The sequence below is a fragment of the Xanthomonas sp. CFBP 7698 genome, from assembly GCF_003600855.1.
Classification (GTDB): domain Bacteria; phylum Pseudomonadota; class Gammaproteobacteria; order Xanthomonadales; family Xanthomonadaceae; genus Xanthomonas; species Xanthomonas cannabis.
Genome location: NZ_PRDN01000004.1, coordinates 35,312 through 54,114, shown reverse-complemented (window position 1 = coordinate 54,114; position 18,803 = coordinate 35,312). Strand labels below are relative to the sequence as shown.

The 18,803-nt window shown below is 62.8% G+C and carries 15 protein-coding genes; 10 read left to right on the top strand and 5 right to left on the bottom strand.

Going from position 1 to position 18,803, the window contains the following annotated elements; translation table 11 throughout:
• Positions 1-96: 96 nt before the first annotated feature.
• Both XnspCFBP7698_RS16070 and XnspCFBP7698_RS16065 read right to left on the bottom strand, forming a co-directional pair.
• Positions 97-744: an MAE_28990/MAE_18760 family HEPN-like nuclease gene (locus tag XnspCFBP7698_RS16070; RefSeq protein WP_104580279.1), complete on the bottom strand. Its 648-nt coding sequence runs from the start codon at positions 742-744 to the stop codon at positions 97-99.
• Positions 741-1,850 (bottom strand): DUF262 domain-containing protein, encoded by a 1,110-nt coding sequence (locus tag XnspCFBP7698_RS16065; RefSeq protein ID WP_104580387.1) that lies wholly within the window; start codon positions 1,848-1,850, stop codon positions 741-743. Before XnspCFBP7698_RS16065 ends, XnspCFBP7698_RS16070 begins: the two co-directional genes overlap by 4 nt.
• Before the next feature lie 180 nt (positions 1,851-2,030).
• Between XnspCFBP7698_RS16065 and XnspCFBP7698_RS16060 the strand changes: the two genes are divergently transcribed.
• The 4 genes from XnspCFBP7698_RS16060 (at position 2,031) to XnspCFBP7698_RS16045 (ending at position 4,618) form a co-directional block, all read left to right on the top strand.
• Positions 2,031-2,381 (top strand): SymE family type I addiction module toxin, encoded by a 351-nt coding sequence (locus XnspCFBP7698_RS16060; protein WP_104580278.1) that lies wholly within the window; start codon positions 2,031-2,033, stop codon positions 2,379-2,381.
• Positions 2,382-2,491: 110 nt separating this feature from the next.
• A complete protein-coding gene (locus tag XnspCFBP7698_RS16055; RefSeq protein ID WP_104580277.1) occupies positions 2,492-2,728 on the top strand; it encodes a hypothetical protein in 237 nt (78 codons plus the stop codon).
• A gap of 365 nt (positions 2,729-3,093) precedes the next feature.
• A complete protein-coding gene (locus tag XnspCFBP7698_RS21390) occupies positions 3,094-3,585 on the top strand; it encodes a hypothetical protein (protein ID WP_104580276.1) in 492 nt (163 codons plus the stop codon).
• A 13-nt stretch (positions 3,586-3,598) separates the two neighbouring features.
• Complete coding sequence (locus XnspCFBP7698_RS16045; RefSeq protein ID WP_104580275.1) at positions 3,599-4,618, top strand: XVIPCD domain-containing protein; 1,020 nt, start codon at positions 3,599-3,601, stop codon at positions 4,616-4,618.
• Between the two features lie 194 nt (positions 4,619-4,812).
• On the opposite strand, the gene XnspCFBP7698_RS16040 is transcribed toward XnspCFBP7698_RS16045, so the two are convergent.
• The 3 genes from XnspCFBP7698_RS16040 to XnspCFBP7698_RS16030 form a co-directional block, all read right to left on the bottom strand.
• Positions 4,813-5,670 (bottom strand): SDR family oxidoreductase, encoded by an 858-nt coding sequence (locus XnspCFBP7698_RS16040; RefSeq protein ID WP_104580274.1) that lies wholly within the window; start codon positions 5,668-5,670, stop codon positions 4,813-4,815.
• A gap of 7 nt (positions 5,671-5,677) precedes the next feature.
• On the bottom strand, positions 5,678-6,166 hold the full coding sequence (locus XnspCFBP7698_RS16035; protein WP_104580386.1) for a helix-turn-helix domain-containing protein: 489 nt from the start codon (positions 6,164-6,166) through the stop codon (positions 5,678-5,680).
• A 332-nt stretch (positions 6,167-6,498) separates the two neighbouring features.
• Positions 6,499-7,230 (bottom strand): carbon-nitrogen hydrolase family protein, encoded by a 732-nt coding sequence (locus XnspCFBP7698_RS16030; protein WP_104580273.1) that lies wholly within the window; start codon positions 7,228-7,230, stop codon positions 6,499-6,501.
• 375 nt (positions 7,231-7,605) lie between these two features.
• On the opposite strand from XnspCFBP7698_RS16030, the gene XnspCFBP7698_RS16025 reads away from it, so the two are divergent.
• From XnspCFBP7698_RS16025 to XnspCFBP7698_RS16000, 6 genes are all read left to right on the top strand, one after another.
• Entirely contained in the window at positions 7,606-10,722 is a 3,117-nt protein-coding gene (locus XnspCFBP7698_RS16025) for a maltotransferase domain-containing protein (protein ID WP_104580272.1), read from the top strand.
• Complete coding sequence (treS, locus tag XnspCFBP7698_RS16020; protein ID WP_104580271.1) at positions 10,719-14,069, top strand: maltose alpha-D-glucosyltransferase; 3,351 nt, start codon at positions 10,719-10,721, stop codon at positions 14,067-14,069. The genes XnspCFBP7698_RS16025 and treS overlap by 4 nt, the downstream gene beginning before the upstream one ends.
• An 11-nt stretch (positions 14,070-14,080) precedes the next feature.
• Positions 14,081-16,264: a 1,4-alpha-glucan branching protein GlgB gene (gene glgB / locus XnspCFBP7698_RS16015; RefSeq protein ID WP_104580270.1), complete on the top strand. Its 2,184-nt coding sequence runs from the start codon at positions 14,081-14,083 to the stop codon at positions 16,262-16,264.
• Between the two features lie 390 nt (positions 16,265-16,654).
• On the top strand, positions 16,655-16,954 hold the full coding sequence (locus XnspCFBP7698_RS16010; protein ID WP_047695050.1) for a hypothetical protein: 300 nt from the start codon (positions 16,655-16,657) through the stop codon (positions 16,952-16,954).
• The gene (locus XnspCFBP7698_RS16005) at positions 16,944-17,216 is read left to right on the top strand and encodes a hypothetical protein (RefSeq protein WP_123137596.1); all 273 of its coding nucleotides are present in this window, start codon (positions 16,944-16,946) and stop codon (positions 17,214-17,216) included. Before XnspCFBP7698_RS16010 ends, XnspCFBP7698_RS16005 begins: the two co-directional genes overlap by 11 nt.
• Positions 17,213-18,766 (top strand): PepSY-associated TM helix domain-containing protein, encoded by a 1,554-nt coding sequence (locus tag XnspCFBP7698_RS16000; protein ID WP_123137595.1) that lies wholly within the window; start codon positions 17,213-17,215, stop codon positions 18,764-18,766. The genes XnspCFBP7698_RS16005 and XnspCFBP7698_RS16000 overlap by 4 nt, the downstream gene beginning before the upstream one ends.
• Positions 18,767-18,803 lie beyond the last annotated feature (37 nt).

The window sequence follows — 18,803 nt, the reverse complement described above, 5'->3', positions numbered from 1 at the left end:
GCACAGCGGTCCGGCGGACTCAGGCATTAGATTGCAGTTGAGATCATAACCAGCCTAGATTTCTGTTGAAAAATTTGTCCATCTTCCGGCAGCGTACTAAGCAGCGCGATAAGAAGATGTCACAGCAGAGTTTTCCAGTTGGTCTCCAAACGACCGCATGAGCATAACTGTAGTTTCCACGATTTCATCAATCTGGCCATTATCTATAAATGCGTTCTCTCCATGTGCAATTGCATTACGGCGGTCCAAAAGGAATCTGTCGATAAAAGCCGCCTGCGACTCGTAAGGCGATGAGTCAACTCCGCAGACCAAGCATATTTCGCGCATCACTGCACTGCTTAAATTTGATCGTGTGCTAACAATTGTGTCGTCAACTTTGGCGAACTGAAGAGAAGATCCGGAAAGTATTTCATCAATTAACTTACAGCTGTCTTTAAAGTTCTTTTTAGTGGAATACAATGTCGCAAATCGCGGAATAAAGAGATTTTTAAGGAACTGTGGATGAAGCTCTTCATATCGTAGACTTCGCGTTGCTACGAACTCGAGATAGCTCTTAGCGGCCAACCTAACATATCCCTCCCAGTGCGCGTAAGCGATAGTCACCAAAGCGCGGAGAAGGACGCGACGCCCAACCGAGTCCGAGCGTCGAATTGCTTGCTTTAGATCGGAAAGTTCCCTAATTCTCCATACTCGATCTGAACTCAAGAGCGCGCCAAGAAGTTCCGGCGTATGCGGCCTAGTCATGGCGTAAAGAATCTTACGCCGAAAGGAACAGTCATCTGAATTCGCTGCGTCCCTCGCAAGCCAGGAGACTTAAAAGCAGCAACTTCAGGAGAGAGCCAAAATGCCGCGACTTTTGATCGGACAAAGTCTACAGGGTTATCCGAAGCCAAGATCGCATCAATATTTGAAGCAACGCCTACCGCAACTCCTTCCAAACCAACTAGTCCAACCCTACCAACGTGTCGGGTGCCGTCCCAAGGACGCAGCGCATCCGCACCGAGTGCTTGATGGAGGAGATCGGTTGTTGTCCCTAGGACAAGGTTTGCCTTGCTTAAGTCACCATCTTTAGCTAGAGCAATGATGCCTTCATCGATGTAGGCTTCAACATCGAGCAATCCCGCGTAAGGAATAAGGGTATGGACCAGCAGTCTAGTGGCGTACTCGATATGTCGCTGACGCTCGGCTTGGTCGTCACTCGTGCCGGTGATCTCCTTGAACCTCTGGCTTTCGGCAGAAGCTTTCACTGCTCGGAAGTAATTCGTGTTCACCATCAGCATGATGCAATTACGTAGCTCTTGAGCATTTGCGGGCGTTCCGCCAGCGTTCAGACGTTGGAAAAGGTCATACTTTGCGTCGTTATCGCTTGGCCGTTTCAAGATTTCGACGCCAATCCTTGCGCGCTTGATTGCTAGCTGCTGAGGCTTCTCGATGAGTCGTTGTTCCTGCTCCGGAAGGCCCGTTATCGCAGCTGACTTTTCCCAGACTGCGTTCTTAAGAGAGGGGAGGTAGCGAGTTGCTTCAAGCGCAGAAGGGGGCATCAAGACGCCGGCTGGGCCCCTGAGGACACCCATAAACTCTAGAATAGTTGAAAGCCTTTGAAGTCCATCGATGAGCTCCCATCCTCCATCTTCCATCTCAAATACAAATATTGGTGGAAGAGGGATGCCGAGCAATATGGATTCGATGAGTTTCGATTTTTGCCCTATGTCCCATCGGAAAAGTCTTTGGAACTCGGGTCTAATTGTCAGTTCATTTCCCTCATACATACCCACAATCTCGCCAAGGGACATCTGGTACGCATCTGTGCGAACTGACCTTTGGGTGTTCTCAATCTCTTGTGCAAGCATTATTGGCATCTCCCTTCGTTGAGGGCGCTTGCCCAGTGAGTGAATGGTAATCGCTAGCTGAGTGTCACGCATCATCTCTGTGCGGGCGCCGCATTGGCAGGGTCGCATTGTTTTTCATGCTTATCAGCGCTTTGCGTCGCCACCCGGCGGCGGGGCCTGTTCGTCAAGGAGGGCGTTGCCATGCGTCGACCCACGTCCAGTCCCACATCAGCACGCAAGCGCACCAAGGTGCCGCCGCCCACCGAGGTCGTCTGGCGTACCCTCGACCCCACACTGAAGCCGCCGCCGTACCTTGAGCGCACGCCAATCCCAGAGCCCCGCACCGAGCGCCGCCCCCCACGCCCAGGCCACCCGCGTGCCCCCCAACACTGCACCGTCGGCTACGGCTACTACTCCGCCAGCCACCAACGCATCCCCACGCTACGCCTACGCGGCCGCTGGCTGGAACAACTCGGCTTCACCATCGGCAGCAAACTCAACATAAGCATGCGCAACGGCGAACTGGTCGTCAGCGTCGCACCTACGGACTAACCAGGTGCGCCGCGTACGCGCAGCACGCACCCGCACTCCCCGCGCCGAGCGCAACGCGCCAAGCGCCGCACCGTGCGCGTTCCCCGCTCACCGCGCAGAGGAGAACACAGATGGAGCACCACGCCGTCGTCTTGCATCTCACGCTGGACCAACGCGACCAGCCCGACCGCCTGCTACGCAGCCTCATCGCTCATGGCGACGTGATCGCCATGAGCAAACCGGAGTGCCTGGAGGCGCAGGCGCTGCCCACGCTCGGGCAAGCCATCTTCGATGCTGCCAATGCCGTGCGCGAGATGCTTGAGCAGCGGGTGGAGCAAGCGTGTGACGCTTCTAAGCGAAATCCCTGAGACCGCACTCAATCATGTCCTATGGTGACTTTGAATAGCGATGACGCGACACGGCTTGCATTCTGGAGGCGGCGCCACTGTTGAACTGAATGTGCAACTTCACACAATGTGATGAGACGGAGCGATTGACATGTTCTTGCTGGCGTCACTGCTCCATAGCGCACGCGTTGAAATAGCCTATGCTGTGATCGAAACAATCTCTTCAGGCACAAGGCATGTCACGATCGCATAAAGTTGTACGCGTATTGCTGTTATTAGTAGCAATGTATACAGCGGTAGGCTGTCATCGGCAGCCACAACAGACCAGTACGCCACAGCCGGACCGGAATAGTGATAGCCGAACGGCTGTACCGTTGGCTCGCTCGTTGGAAGCCTTCCACGATGGCGAAATCCGACTTGATTTTGACGTGCCGGCAACAACTGGTGAGTCACCTCGCTCCGTCTTCATTGGGGTTCGTCTCGAGGGGCGCGATCCAACCTCCGTGGCTGAGGCTGCCGATGCGCTTAGAAAAGCAAAGATTCCTGCAACGGTTCAGCTCTATCAAATCGAGCAAGGCCGTACCGTAGAGGTTGAACTTAAGCGCAGCCGGTGGGTGAGTCGTAATAAGGTGGAGTGGCTCACTATCCCTGCGGACGGTACCGTCCCCGGCCTGGAAGCGGCCGATGCAGACCGAGAGTCCTTGTTGGAAGCAGGCTTGATCGCTCAAGGGGTTGCTTACACTGAACTATCTTTTGCAAGCGCAGATGCGTTGCCATCAGGCCACTATGTCCTTGGCCTCTCGCTGGGCAATGAGCGTCAGTTGTTGATTGACGCCAAGGCGAAGCTCTTGGTTGCTTATCGCGCAAAGAAGAAGTGAGAGGAGCAACGGAATGAATTCATCAGAAACGCACTACACGGTCACTGTCTATGTAGCCGCGCCCGGCACGCCATTAGCAGGCGGCGGCACATCCGCAGCGGGACACGTCTACTACTCCATCTCCGATGGGCAAAATAACAATAGCTACGGGTTCGCTCCGATAGCGCATGGCCAGTCAAGTGGGCCTGGAGGCGTATCAACAACCGATGCTGCAGACTACAAAGACCCTTACTATTCTAGGACGCTGGAGATCAGCAAGGGGCAGTATGAGAAATTGCAGGCCTTCGGCAGAGATGCTGGCGGCCACGGTTTTAACATGCAGTATGAGTGGAAACAAAATAGTTGCATTGATTTTACCTGGAGTGCATTAAACGAGGCCGGCTTGCATCGACGGAACGTATTTGTCATGACGGATAAGGATTTCGAAGGGCAGTTGAAGCCACTTTCTAACGTCGAAGACATCAAGAGCATCAAGGCTCCGCTCCCCGATAGTAAGTTGAATAGTGAGTTGCAGCATCCAATGCCGAAGCAGACTTTCGAGCAGCGCTTTATTTCGGAGCAGCGCGATCCGGAAGGTCATAGTCTGCCGGGTCTAGCTGAGTCAGTTGAACGACATCAGATGCCAGCAAGCGACCTAAGTAAGACGGACCCTCTCTTAGCTCAAGCTGAAACTGCAGTCCGCGATCTCGAGAAAGGGCTTGGTCGCGACTACGACGAGAATAGCGCTCGCCTCGCTGCGAGTAGTGCCTATCTCGCAAAGGAGAATGGGCTATCAAGAATAGATCACATTGCATTGAGTGAGCAGACCGCCTCTGTCCGCCAAGGCGAGAACGTTTTTGTAGTGGAGGGGGCAGTGAATGATCCCGCACACAAGATGGCGTATATGAAGACCATGGATGCCATTTCGCAGCCAGTGGTGCAATCATTGGCCCAGCTGCAGACATTGAGCGAGGCGCAGCGGCAGCGACAACCACAGCAACAGCAAGAGCAGCAACGTGATCAAGCATTAGTGCAGCCGCATCGAACGGTGTGAAATTGATCAGATAGCGCAATCAAGGTGAGCGTGATTGCGATGCTTTTGTCGCACGACACACCGGTTGCTAGGGCCTTCTAACACATCCGAAATCCATCAACGACAGGGATGAAGCTCAAGTATCCGAGGAACATGACATCCAGCTTTTCGAAGCGCGTTAGTCACCTGGCTCGTTTCCTGCGGTCTCCCAACGACTAACCCACAAACGCCTGCCGGTGGTCGCGAATAAAGTCATCGAATGTATGTGGTGGCACTCCGGTGAGCCGCTCGATCTCGAAGGTGGGGTCGATATCGTGATGGCCTGCCACCACGTCCGCGAACTGCACCGTGAGGCCCTTGGCCATCCAGGGCGAGTTGCCCGTGGCACGCATCAGCACGTGGAACACAGGTGTGGGCAGGTTGAGATAACGCACCTTGCGGCCAATGCCCTGCGACAGGCGCGCGGTTGCCGCCTGCATATCGAGTGTCTCCGGCCCGGTAAGGAAATAGGTTGCGCCTGCGTGGCCTTCTTCGGTCAGCACCGTCGCGGCCACGCGCGCGATGTCGCGTGTGTCGATCCAGGACACGCTGCCGCGGCCGGCCGCCATCGGGAACACGCCCTTGGCAATCGGATCCTTGAACCACAGAAAGTTCTGCATGTACGCGGTGGGCTTGAGGATGGTCCACGCGATGCCTGACGCACGCAGGTGGTGGTCGATCAGCGCATGCGATTTCGCCCACGGTACCGGTGAGCGCACGTTGCAATCCGATGCCGAGACTTTCACGATCCGGCCAACGCCAGCGCGCTTGGCCGCGTCAATCGCGGCCGTCTCCTGCGCCACCTGCCCGGGTGTGGGCGGGGTGATGAGAAACAGCGTGCTGCACCCCTGCATCGCGTTTTGCAGCGTGTCGGGTGTGTCGAAGTCGCCCAGCACGGCGTCGATGCCCTTGCGTTGCAGCTCATCCACCTGCTGTTGCTTGCGGCACATTGCGCGGAACGATGTGCCTGCTTCTTTTAAGAGCCTGCACAGCTCGCCGCCGATACCACCCGTGGCACCTGACACCAGAATCATGACTGCGTTACTCCTGCGGTTTGGCGGTGGAACTGGAAGCGCTGGGCGCATCGCCCAGCCACTCGGAGATGACAGTGCTCATCTCCTCAAGCGTGCGGATGGCATCGCAGATGCGCTCGAGGCCGATCCGGTCGGCAATCGCCTGGTCGACGGGCGCAACCGCGTTCTCGGCACCGGCCACGGCTTTACTGCCTGCCCGGGTGAGCGCTACGAGCTTGGCGCGCAGGTGATGTGGATTCGGCTGGAACTCGACCAGCCCCTGCTCGGCAAGCACATCGACAATCCGCTGCACCGCCTGCCGGGAGAGGCCCATGTTGCGTGCGATCGAGGCGGCGGGAAGCGGAGCGGGTGCGTACCGCAGCGCGGCCAGCACCTGCCACCACGCACTGGTGAGCCCAAGGTGGGCAACCAGTTCGTTGCCCGCGCTCACCAAGCGGCCGTTGGCTGCGAACACGGCTAGCGCCAGCGCGCGTACGTGTGCGTTATCTGTCTGCATGCCATTGCCGTCATTCAAGTTGACAACATGTTGTCAATCTGGCGGTGAGTGGTATGTGATGCAGGACTCTGCACAAATCCCGTTCGGCATCGCAGGATCGCGATAAGTGAAAGCGGCGCCAATGGGCGTGGATCGTATGCATCGCTCGTTTCGACACGAGCGACCTATTTACGTTTCAGCGGCACGTCGCCAGCTTCGCCTACTCACTAAGTCGTGCGTCCAATCCGAAGCAACGGGCGGATGTCCTCACGCGCCTGCCGACGCAGCGGGCAGTTGAGATGGCTGAAGTGTCGCCGCACAGGGGGGCTGCCTGTCATTGGCCCTGGCGTTACTCAAGCCAATTGGAAGACGCCCGCTTCTCCGGTTGCTGGGTCGTACGCCACCAATGCCTCTTCAGACGCGTCGGCGCTGCACACGCGTTCTCCGTCACTGCTCCAGATAGCAGACTGGCCCGCACCGATGAAGGTGTCGGCGGCGCCCACACAGTTGGCCATCACCACGGTCATGGAATGTTTCTTCGCAATCATCGGGTAATGCCCATAGGCCGATGCGACGCCTCTCTCGGACTTCGCCACGCTTGCCAGATACACGTGAGCGCCTAATGCGGCTGCGTGTTCGGCATGGCTGGCCTGCAGTGATTCATAGCAAATGGCGGGTGCCAGAACATGATCTGCCTGCGTGAGCACAAGCTGCTCGGCGCCTGGGGTGAAAAAAGGCAACTCGTCGAGGTGGAGATGCTGCTTCGAATAGGTACAGCGTTTCAGCCCCGGCTGGAAACAGACCATGCTGATTTCGGTACCGTTCGCTCCCCTGGTGGGCGCGCCCACGGCGATGAGCATGCCGTACCGGTCACTGGACACCTGAAACGCGTCAAAACGCCTGTCAGCCGGGTCCACCGCCAGCGCCTCTGCCAGCCCCGGCTCATAACCGGTAAGGGAAAGCTCGGGGAACAGCAGCACGTCGGCACCTTTGCTCGCAGCGAAGCGAATGACATCAAGGTGTCTGCCAATGTTCCTGTCGATCTCACCCGGTGTGGAACGAATTTGTGCAGCGATGAGCTTCATTGCTGGTCTCGCGCCCATGGATTGAGCACCAAGCTTAGTCCTGCTTGCCTGGGCACAGCCGGGCTTGTTTGATTTTCGTCAATTCGGCCGACACATGAAATTCGCAGGGGGGGTGCTTGACTGCATCGGTCAAGAATCGTTGCGGAGTTGCGCATGAGTGCAGTCACGGTAGGCAGGGTCGACCAGGCGTTGAGCGGGCGGGCATCAGTGCAGCAGGCGGCGGCGCAGCATGCGTCGCTGCCGCTCGCATCGGTCCGAGCGGGTGGAGGGCCGGCGCGTTGGCAGCGAGCGCTTGCAGCGACATGGAGCGGCGGGTGCCGCGTGACGTCCACCCTGACGGTGCGTTCGCGCGCCGTTGCTTGCTGAGGGGCGGTCATGCGGATCTGTGTACTCAATGAAACGACCCCGAGCGTCACCGGGCTGGAGCAGCGCTGCGCGGCGGCGCGTGAGGCCGGGTGCGACTACGTGGTGATGGCTGCGCCGTTCGAGCGTGATGCGGATGGCCGGCTGGTCGAGCCGGCTGGTGCTGCCGATGCGCAGCACGGCCCGTTGCGTGATGCGGCGCAGGCCGCGCATCGTGCCGGGGTGAAGCTGCTGATCGATCTGCGGCTGGATGAAGTGGGCGGGGCCAGCGCGGTGGTGCGCGATAACCCGCAGTGGTTCCGCGCACGCAGTACGGCGGTGCCGGACCCGCGTCAGCCGCGCGCCACGCCGGAAGTGGCTGAGGCGCGCTTCAGCTATGCACAAGAGGGCGCTGCGCTGGTGGAGTGGTGGAGCACACGCTTGCTGGAGTGGGCCGGGCAGGGTGTAGCCGGGTTTCGGCTGTTGCAGCCGCAGCAGGTGCCGGCACAGCGTTGGCGCGAGCTGATCGCCCGCGTGCATGCGCAGGCTCCGGAAGTGGTGTTTGCGGCGTGGACGCCCGGGTTGGGGCTGGAGGCGCTGCAGCAGCTGTCCGGTGCCGGGTTCGATGCGGCGTTCTCGTCGCTGGCATGGTGGGATGGTCGCGGCAGTTGGTTCTTCGATGAAGACACCGCGCTGCGTGCATTGGCGTCGCAGGTGATTGCCGTGCTGGATGCACCCGATGGCAAGCGTGCTGCCGCGCCCGAGCAGCACTGGCAGCTGGCGCTGGCCCTGGGTGGCGCCTGGTTGCTGGACGATGCGCATCTGGACGCGTTGCCGCTGTCGATCCGTGCCACCGATGGTTTGCCCACCAGCAATGCGGGCATGCGGTTGCGGCCGCTGTTGCGCGAAGCTACCGGCTTGACTGCGGTGGCAGTGGAGCCACTGGGTGGCTTGCCCTCCTTGTTATTGATCAATGGCGATACGCGGCACGTGGTGCCGGTGCCGGCATCGGATCTGTTGCGCCTGCTCGGCGACGCCGAAGCGCTGGTGGCCGAAGACGGCCGCACCTTGTCCGGCGCAACGCTCGACGCGCTGGAACCGGGCGAGGTGCGCGTGTACCGCAGCGTGCCGGCGCGCCATGTGCTGGCGGTGCCCCGCATGCGCCCGCGTGCGCAGACCGCCGCCGCTTGGCCACGCGTGTGCATCGAGTCGGTGACGCCGTCGGTGGACAACGGCCGTTTCCCGGTCAAGCGCACGGTGGGCGACCGCATCTGTGTGGAAGCCGATGCGTTCTGCGACGGGCACGACCGCATCGCGGTGGCGGTGCTGTGGCGCCCGGCCGATGCCAAGACCTGGGCCAGCGCACCGATGCGTGCACTGGGCAACGACCGCTGGCGCGCGGAATTCCCGCTGGAGCGCATCGGCACCTATGAGTTCCGCGTGGAAGGTTGGCGCGACGTGTTCGCCACTTTGCATGCGGACCTGGAAAAGAAGCGCGCGGCCAATACGGTGCTGCCGGTGGACGTGCAGGAAGCCGTCGCCGTGGTGCAGGCCGCGCATGCGCGTAGCAACGGCACGCTGGCCGAGCGCCTGCAGGCGGTGCTTACCCGTATCGGCGCGCAGAGCGAGCCCTTGCAGCAGTTGGCCATTGTGCTGGAGCCGGACACCGCGCAGGCCATGGCGGCGGCCGACGACAAGCCGTTCCGCTCCGAGACGCCGGTGACCTACCGGGTGGAATCGGAGCGCCGCGCGGCGCACTTTGCCAGCTGGTACGAATTGTTCCCACGCTCGCAAAGCGGCGACCCGCAGCGGCACGGCACCTTCGACGATGTGATCAAGCGGCTTGCGCACATCCGCGCGATGAACTTCGATGTGCTGTACATGCCGCCGATCCACCCGATCGGCTTGAATAACCGCAAGGGCCGCAACAACTCGGTCACCGCGGTCGAGGGCGAACCGGGCAGCCCGTATGCGATCGGTGCCAGCGATGGCGGGCACACCGAGGTGCATGCCGAACTCGGTGGGCTGGAGGGCTTCCGTCGCCTGATCCAGGCCGCGCGTGCACATGGGCTGGAGGTGGCGCTGGATTTCGCGATCCAGTGCGCACCCGACCACCCGTGGTTGAAGAAGCACAAGGACTGGTTCACCTGGCGCGCGGATGGGTCGATCCCGTATGCGGAGAACCCGCCGAAGAAGTACCAGGACATCGTCAACGTCGATTTCTACGCCAGCGGCGCGGTGCCGGACCTGTGGAACACGCTGCGCGATGCGGTGCTGTTCTGGGTCAACGAAGGCGTCACCCTGTTCCGCGTGGACAACCCGCACACCAAGCCGTTCCCGTTCTGGGAATGGTTGATTGCCGATATCCGCGGGCGCCGGCCGGACGTGGTGTTTTTATCGGAAGCCTTCACCCGGCCGAAGATGATGTACCGCCTGGCCAAGTGCGGCTTTTCGCAGTCCTACACCTACTTTACCTGGCGCAACCACAAGCACGAGCTGCAGGAGTACGTGGAAGAGTTGAACGAAGGCGTGCCGCGCGAATGCTTCCGCCCGCATTTCTTCGTCAACACGCCGGACATCAACCCCACGTTCCTGCAAAACAGCGGGCGCAACGGGCATCTGATCCGCGCCGCGCTGGCGACCACCTTGTCCGGGCTGTGGGGCATGTACCAGGGCTTTGAATTGTGCGAAGCCACGCCGCTGGCACCGGGCAAGGAAGAGTATCTGGACTCGGAGAAGTTCCAGCTGCGCGCCTGGCCCGAGCGTGCGCCCGGCGACATCGTCGATGAGATCACTCGCTTCAATCAGCTGCGCCGCATGCATCCGGAGCTGCAGTCGCATCTGGGCACACGCTTCTATCAGGCGCACAACGATCAGGTGCTGTACTACGGCAAGTTCCTGGATGCCGGCTACCTGTCGCGCAGCCGCAGCATGGTGCTGGTGGCGGTCAACCTGGACCCGCATGTCGGGCAGGATGCGGATATCGAAATCCCACTGTGGGAGCTGGGCCTGCCCGATCACGCCACCGTGGCCGTAGAAGATCTGTGGGACGGGCATCGGTTTGAGTGGCACGGCAAATACCAACACATCCGTCTAGAGGCAACGCGACCGTTCGCGTTATGGCGCATCCGCGCAGGAGAGGTCGCATGAATGCAGTTGCAGCGTTACAAGCCGATGCCGAGCAGTCGTCGGTGGTTGCCGATCAGCTTTGGTACAAGGACGCCATCATCTACCAGGTGCACGTCAAGTCGTTCTTCGACTCCAACGACGATGGCATCGGCGATTTTCCGGGGCTGATTTCCAAGCTGGACTACATTGCCGAACTCGGCGTGGACACCATCTGGCTGCTGCCGTTCTACCCCAGCCCGCGCCGCGATGACGGCTACGACATTGCCGAATACATGGCGGTGCACCCGGACTACGGCAGCATCGAAGATTTCGAGCAGCTGGTGGCGCAGGCGCATGCACGCGGCATCCGCATCGTCACCGAGCTGGTGATCAACCACACCTCCGACCAGCACCCGTGGTTCCAGCGTGCACGCAATGCGCCGGCCGGCTCGCCGGAGCGCGACTTCTATGTGTGGTCGGACACCGACCAGGAATACGAAGGCACGCGCATCATTTTCTGCGACACCGAAAAGTCCAACTGGACCTGGGACCCGGTGGCCGGGCAGTACTTCTGGCACCGCTTCTACTCGCACCAGCCGGACCTGAACTTCGATAACCCCGCAGTGCTGGAAGCGGTGCTGGAGGTGATGCGCTTCTGGCTGGACCGCGGGGTGGATGGCCTGCGGCTGGATGCAGTGCCGTACCTGATCGAGCGCTCCGGCACCTCCAACGAAAACCTGCCGGAAACCCACGCGATCCTGCGCAAGATCCGCGCCACGCTGGATGCCGAATACCCGGACCGCATGCTGCTGGCCGAGGCCAACATGTGGCCGGAAGACACCCAGCAGTATTTCGGCCAGAACGCCGACGAATGCCATATGGCGTTCCACTTCCCGCTGATGCCGCGCATGTACATGGCGATCGCGCGCGAAGACCGCTTCCCGATTACCGACATCATGCGCCAGACCCCGGAGATTCCGGAGAGCTGCCAGTGGGCGATCTTCCTGCGTAACCATGACGAGTTGACGCTGGAAATGGTCACCGATTCGGAACGCGATTATCTGTGGCAGACCTATGCCGCCGACCGCCGCGCGCGCATCAATCTGGGCATCCGCCGCCGCCTGGCGCCGCTGCTGGAACGCGACCGCCGCCGCATCGAGCTGATGACCTCGTTGCTGCTGACCATGCCCGGCACGCCGGTGCTGTATTACGGCGACGAGATCGGCATGGGCGACAACATCCATCTGGGCGACCGCGATGGCGTGCGCACGCCGATGCAGTGGTCGATCGACCGCAACGGTGGTTTCTCGCGCGCCGACCCCGCGCAGCTGGTGCTGCCGCCGGTGATGGACCCGCTGTACGGCTTCCAGGCGGTGAATGTGGAGGCGCAGATCCGCGACCAGCATTCGCTGCTCACCTGGACCCGCCGCGTGCTCAGCGTGCGCAAGCGCTACCAGGCCTTCGGTCGTGGCAGCCTGCGCTTCCTGTACCCGGGCAACCGCCGCATGCTGGCCTACCTGCGCTGCTATCAGGACGAGACCGTGCTGTGCGTGGCCAATCTCTCGCACACGCTGCAGGCGGTGGAGCTGGACCTGTCCGAATTCGAGGGCCGCGTGCCGGTGGACATCATCGGCGGCGGCAGCTTCCCGCCGATCGGCCGGCTGACCTATCTGCTCACGGTGCCGCCGTTCGGTTTCTACGCATTCCAGCTGGTGAGCGAAGGCACGTTGCCGGATTGGCATGTGCCCAGCCCGGTGCCGTTGCCGGATTACCGCACGCTGGTGCTGCGCAGCGACACCGATGAGAGCAACGCCTTGCTGCCGCACCTGGCCACGCTGGAAGGCGAGATCCTGCCGGCCTGGTTGTCGGCGCGGCGCTGGTTCTCGGCCAAGGATCAGGCATTGAAGAATGTGCGCATCTCGCGCCGCACGCCGCTGCCGGGTGATGAGCCGATGAGCCTGCTGGAGCTCGACGCAGAGCTGGAAGATGGCCGCCACGAGCGCTACATGCTGCCGATTGGCATCGTGTGGGAGCGCGACCACCCCAGCACGCTCGCCGAGCAGCTGGCATTGGCGCGCGTGCGCCAGGGCCGCGAGGTGGGCTATCTCACCGATGCGTTCGCACTCAAGCCGATGGTGCGCGGCGTGATCGATGCGCTGCGCAGCAATGCGGTGCTGGACGTACGCGATGGCGACGATGCCGCGCAGCAGGGCCAGGTACGCTTCGAAGCGACGCCGGCACTGGCCAGGCTGGAGATCCCCGCCGACCCGGACATCCGCTGGTTGTCGGCCGAACAGAGCAACAGCTCGCTGGTGGTCGCCGACAAGGCGGTGTTCAAGCTGCTGCGGCATGTGGCCGACGGGGCCAATCCGGAGATCGAGATCGGCCGCCGCCTGACCGAGATGGACTACGCCAACGCCGCGCCGTTGCTGGGCAGCGTCAGCCGGATCGACGCACAGGGCACCGTCACCACCATCGCCTTGTTGCAGGGCTTCATCCGCAACCAGGGCGATGCCTGGCGCTGGACGCTGGATCACCTGGCGCGCAGCTTCGACGAGTACGCCACCGCGCAGACCGACGAAGCACGCGCCGAAGCCATTGCCGGGTACGACGCCTTTGCCGCGGTGGTCGGCAAGCGCCTGGCCGAGCTGCATGAAGCCTTGTCGCGTGCCAGCGACGATGCCGACTTTGCCCCGCAGCGCATCGACCTGCCCGCCGCCAACGATGTGGTGGCCGGCGTGGCGCGGCAGGTCGAAGAGATGTGGGACACGGTCAATGCGCGCCTGGCAGGCACCGACGACGCCACCGAGCGCGAGGCGCTGGAAGCGGTGCTGGCGCAGCGCCCGCAACTGGACAGCCTGTTGGCCAAGGCGCCCAGCGTGCTGGCCGATTCGTTGCTGACCCGTGTGCATGGCGACTTCCACCTGGGCCAGATCCTGGTGGCCTTCGACGATGTGGTGTTGATCGATTTCGAAGGCGAGCCAGCCAAGCCGCTGGCCGAACGCCGCGCCAAGGCCAGCCCGCTGCGCGATGTGGCCGGCTTCCTGCGCTCGCTCGATTACGCCAGCGAAGTCTCGGCACGTGGCGAAGAGGGCACGGCCGCGCGCGCAGGCGTCGGGGTGGACACGCATCTGGACGAATTCCTGGTGCAGTTCCGCCGCCGCTCCACACAAGCCTTCCTGGACGCTTACCATGCCGTGCTCGACGCCAGCGCCCACCCGTGGATTGCGCCGGCGGCGTTCAACGCGGCCACCTTGCTGTTCCTGGTGGAGAAGGCCTGCTACGAGGTGCGTTACGAGGCGGCCAACCGCCCGGGTTGGCTGATGGTGCCGATCGAAGGCTTGCGACGCATCCTGCAACGTGCACGTGCCGGTGCAGGAGACACATGATGAATGGAGTAATGACAGCAGTGACCAATCGATGGGACCCCGGCGTGGTACGCGCGCTGGCCGAATCACGCCACGGCGATGCTTTCGCCATCTTGGGCGCGCATCCGACCGAGACCGGGCGCGTGTTGCGCACTTATTTGCCGGGCGCCAACCAGGTGAGCGCCGTGCTCGACGACGGCCAGACGATCGCCCTGGAGGCCGGCCCGGAACCGGGCCTGTTTGCCGGCGACCTGCCGGCCCAGGGCGGTTACCGGCTGCGCATCGGCTGGCCCGGCGGCGAGCAGGAAACGGCCGATCCTTATGCATTCGGCCCGCAGCTCAGCGACTTCGACCTGCACCTGATCAGCGAAGGCCACCATCTGCAGCTAGCCGACGCGCTGGGCGCCAATGTGGTCGAGGTGGATGGCGTACGCGGTACGCGTTTTGCGGTGTGGGCGCCCAATGCCTCGCGCGTGGCGGTGGTGGGCGACTTCAATAGCTGGGATGCGCGCCGTCACCCGATGCGGCTGCGGCATCAGTCCGGCGTATGGGAGCTGTTCGTGCCCGACGTTGGCCCCGGTGCGCACTACAAGTACCAGCTGCGTGGCCCGCATGGGCACGAATTGCCGGCCAAGGCCGACCCGGTGGCACGGCGCGCGGAACTGGCGCCCGGCACCGCCTCGATCGTGGCTGACCCGGCGCCGTTCCAGTGGAGTGACGACGGCTGGATGGCCACGCGTGCGCGCCGCCAGGCGCACGACGCACCGATGAGCATCTACGAGATCCACGCCGGTTCCTGGCTGCGCGAAGAAGGCGTGGACCTGGACTGGGATGGCCTGGCCGACCGGCTGATTCCGTACGTGGCCGATATGGGCTTCACCCATGTCGAGCTGCTGCCGGTGAGCGAGCATCCGTTTGGCGGCTCGTGGGGCTATCAACCGCTGGGCCTGTTCGCACCCACCGCGCGTTTCGGCTCGCCGGACGGCTTTGCCCGCTTCGTCGACCGCTGCCACCGCGAAGGCATCGGCGTGCTGGTGGACTGGGTGCCGGCGCACTTTCCCACCGACGCGCATGGCCTGGCGCATTTCGACGGCACTGCGCTGTACGAACACGCCGACCCGCGCGAAGGCTTCCACCGCGACTGGAATACGCTGATCTACAACCACGGCCGCCGCGAGGTGTCCGGATTTTTGATCGCCAGCGCGCTGGAGTTCTTGCAGCGTTACCACGTGGACGGGCTGCGCGTGGATGCGGTGGCTTCGATGCTGTACCGCGATTACAGCCGCAATGCCGGCGAGTGGGTGCCTAACATCCATGGCGGGCGCGAGAACTACGAAACCATCGCCTTCCTGCGCCGGCTCAACGAAGTGGTGCGCGAGCACACCCCGGGCGCAGTGATGATTGCCGAAGAATCCACCGCATTCCCCGGTGTCACTGCCGATGTGGCGCACGGTGGACTGGGTTTCCACTACAAGTGGAACATGGGCTGGATGCACGACACTTTGCATTACGCCGGGCTGGACCCGATCTATCGCCGCTACCACCATGGCGAGCTGACCTTCAGCATGGTCTATGCGTATTCGGAGCGCTTCGTGCTGCCGATCTCGCACGATGAAGTGGTGCACGGCAAGGGCTCGCTGCTGGGCCGTATGCCGGGCGACGAGTGGCAGCGCTTTGCCAACCTGCGCGCGTATCTGGGCTATATGTTCACGCACCCGGGGCGCAAGTTGCTGTTCATGGGCTGCGAGTTCGGCCAGCCCACCGAGTGGAACCACGACGCCAGCATTCCGTGGCACCTGCTCGACGACCCGCGCCACCGCGGGGTGCAGACCCTGGTGCGCGATCTCAACCGGTTGTACGCGGAATATCCCGCACTGCACGCGCATGACGACGACCCGGCCGGGTTCGCCTGGGTGGTGGGCGACGATGCCGCCAACAGCGTGCTGGCGTTCCTGCGCAAGGGCAAACGCGGCGATGCGCCGGTCCTGGTGGTCATCAACTTCACCCCGGTGGTGCAGCACGGCTACCGCATCGGCGTGCCGCAAGGCGGCCAATGGCGTGAGGTGTTCAACAGCGACGCCGGCATCTACGGCGGTGCGAACCTGGGCAATGGCGGCATCGTGACGGCAGAGCAGCAGTCCATGCATGGCCATGCGCAGTCGCTGCCGTTGCTGTTGCCGCCGCTTGGCGCCATCGTGCTGACCCCGCACGGCTGATGCGTCACGCACACCGCCGGACAGCTGGTCCGGCGGTGTGCCACCTGTTAGATTGCGCGCCGTAGAGTGGCTGACAACCTGCCGCGCATGCCCGCCGGGCCGCGCTGCAGGATTGCCAGCTTCTTCTTAGGCAGCCCGGGGAGGGCTGCCGGGCACAGCCGCCGCCATGCCTTCCGTCGATCCTCTTGCGGGAGTGGTGTGCGTGGGCGTCTTGATCGCTGCAGTGGGTTTTTCGCCGGTTGCGGCCGTTCGCTGCGTTTTGGGCGTGCATGGCCGTGCGCAGGCAGACGTGTGGACGGTGGTGCCGCTGCAAGCGAGGGCGCAAACTCGCCGCTCGCATCGTGCCCAGCGCGGTGCGCTGCCTTCGCTCACCTCGATGCAGGCTGGCACATGAGCGCGCTGATGGCCGCACTCTATCTGCTTGCCGCTGCCGCCTCGGCCCTGGCGTTTTATCTGGCAACCACGCATCAACGTCTGTTGCTGCAGCGACGCCCCTCGGTGCGCGTGTTGCGCGTCGGTGGCTACGTGTTGCTGGCGTTGTCACTGGCCTGCGCCATCCTTGCGCTGGGCGTGTGGGCCGGCATCTTTGCCGCCGTGACGGCGCTGATGCTGGCGGCAGTGGCGCTGCCGGTGCTGGATGTCGGGCGGCAGGTGCGCGCACAACGCAGGCAGGCACGCCATGTGGGCTAGATGGTTGAGTGCGGTGGTGCTGGGCCTGCCGCTTGCGGTGGGTGTGGTCGGCCTGTGCGCCTTGCTGCTACCGGGGCCGCAACAGCGCTATACCCTGGTGTGGTTGCTGCTGATGTTTCCGGTCTGGATCGGCGCGATGGCGTTGCCGTTCGTGTTCCGGCGGGCATCGCATGCCTGGATCGTGCTCGGCGGGCTGACGCTGCTGTGCTACCTCGCACTCGCCGCGATCAAGGCACTGGGCTGGACGGAGCTGAGCGCATGAAAGCATCGACCTTGCGCGCGTTTCTGTCAGTGCACAGCTGGATGGGGTTGCTGGCCGGCATGGCCTTGTTCATTGCCTTCTATGCCGGTGCCATCACCGTGTTCACGCATCAGCTCAGCGAGTGGCAGAGTGCGCCGGCGGTTGCCGACAAGACGCCTGCCGATCCGGTGACTGCGGCGCAGTCCTTGCTGGACACGGTCATCGCCACGCACCCGCAGGTGGCCGATTCGTTCTTGCTGCTGTTGCCGGGCGAACATGGGCCGATTGCGCGGGTGTATTGGTATGGCGCGCAGGCCGATGCCAGCGGCGGTATGCGCCAGTATCAGGCAGGGCCCGATGGCGGCCTGCTGGAGTTGCCGCAGCGCGTGGGCTTTGCGGATTTTCTCTACGACCTGCACTTCACCGCCGGCCTGCCGCGCGTGCTCGGCACCTATCTGTTCGGGGTGGTGAGTGTGTTGTACGGGCTGGCGCTGGTCAGCGGCGTGGTGTTGTACGCGCCGGTGTTCTTCAAGGACCTGTTCGCGCTGCGCGTGGGCGCCAACCTCAAACGGCTGTGGCAGGACGCGCACAATCTGGTGGGCATGCTGTCGCTGCCATTCCATGTGATCTTTGCCTGGTCCGGCGCAGTGCTGTGCCTGGGCGTGTTGCTGCTGGCGCCATTCCAGTTCCTGGTGTTCGACGGCAAGCTGATGCAGATCCTGGAGCCGGATTTCGAACTCGCACCGCATGTGGCGCCGGCCAAGCGTGCAGCGCCGTTGTTGCCGGTAGCGGTGCTGTTGCACAAGGCAGTGGCTGCCAGCCCCGGCTTCGTGCCGGAAAGCCTGGCCTACCACGATGCCGGCGATGCCCATGCGCGGGTGGAGGTCTACGGCCATCACGACCAGCGCCGGCTCAACACCTTGGGCGGCGTGGCACTGGATGCCAGCACCGGGCAGGTATTGCGCGTGCTGGAGCCGGCCACGATGTCGCCCGGCACCGCTGCGTTGCGCGGCTTGCAGGCGCTGCATTTCGGCAACTTCGGGCATGTGGCGGTGCAGTGGCTGTACTTCCTGCTTGGCTTGGGCGGCGCGTTCCTGTTCTACAGCGGCAACCTGCTGTGGATCGAAACACGGCGCAAGCGCCGCGCCATTGCGCAGCCGCGTCGCACGCATGCGATGGCGCGGCTCACCGTCGGTGTCTGCCTGGGCAGTGTGGCCGGCATCTCGGCGCTGTTTATCGCTGCGCGGTACCTGCCGCAGGGCCAGGAGCGCTATGTCTATTACGCAGTGTTCGCCGCAACGCTGCTGTGGGCCCTGGTCCGCCCCACCGCACGCGGTGCGTATGAGCTCTTGATGGTCTGCGCCGGGTTGACGGCGCTGATTCCGCTGGCCAGCTGCATTGGCGCACAGGGCGCGACCGCGCCGTGGCAGAGCGCGACCGTGCTCGGCGTCGATCTGGTTGCGCTGCTGATGGCCTGGGCCTATTGGCGCATGGCGCTTGCGAGCAAACGCCGTGGCATGCAGGGCGATCCCAATAGCGTATGGGCATGGCCGGCGCGCGGGGTTGCTTAGGAGCGGCGAACAGATGACTGCGTTCACCGCCAGGCGC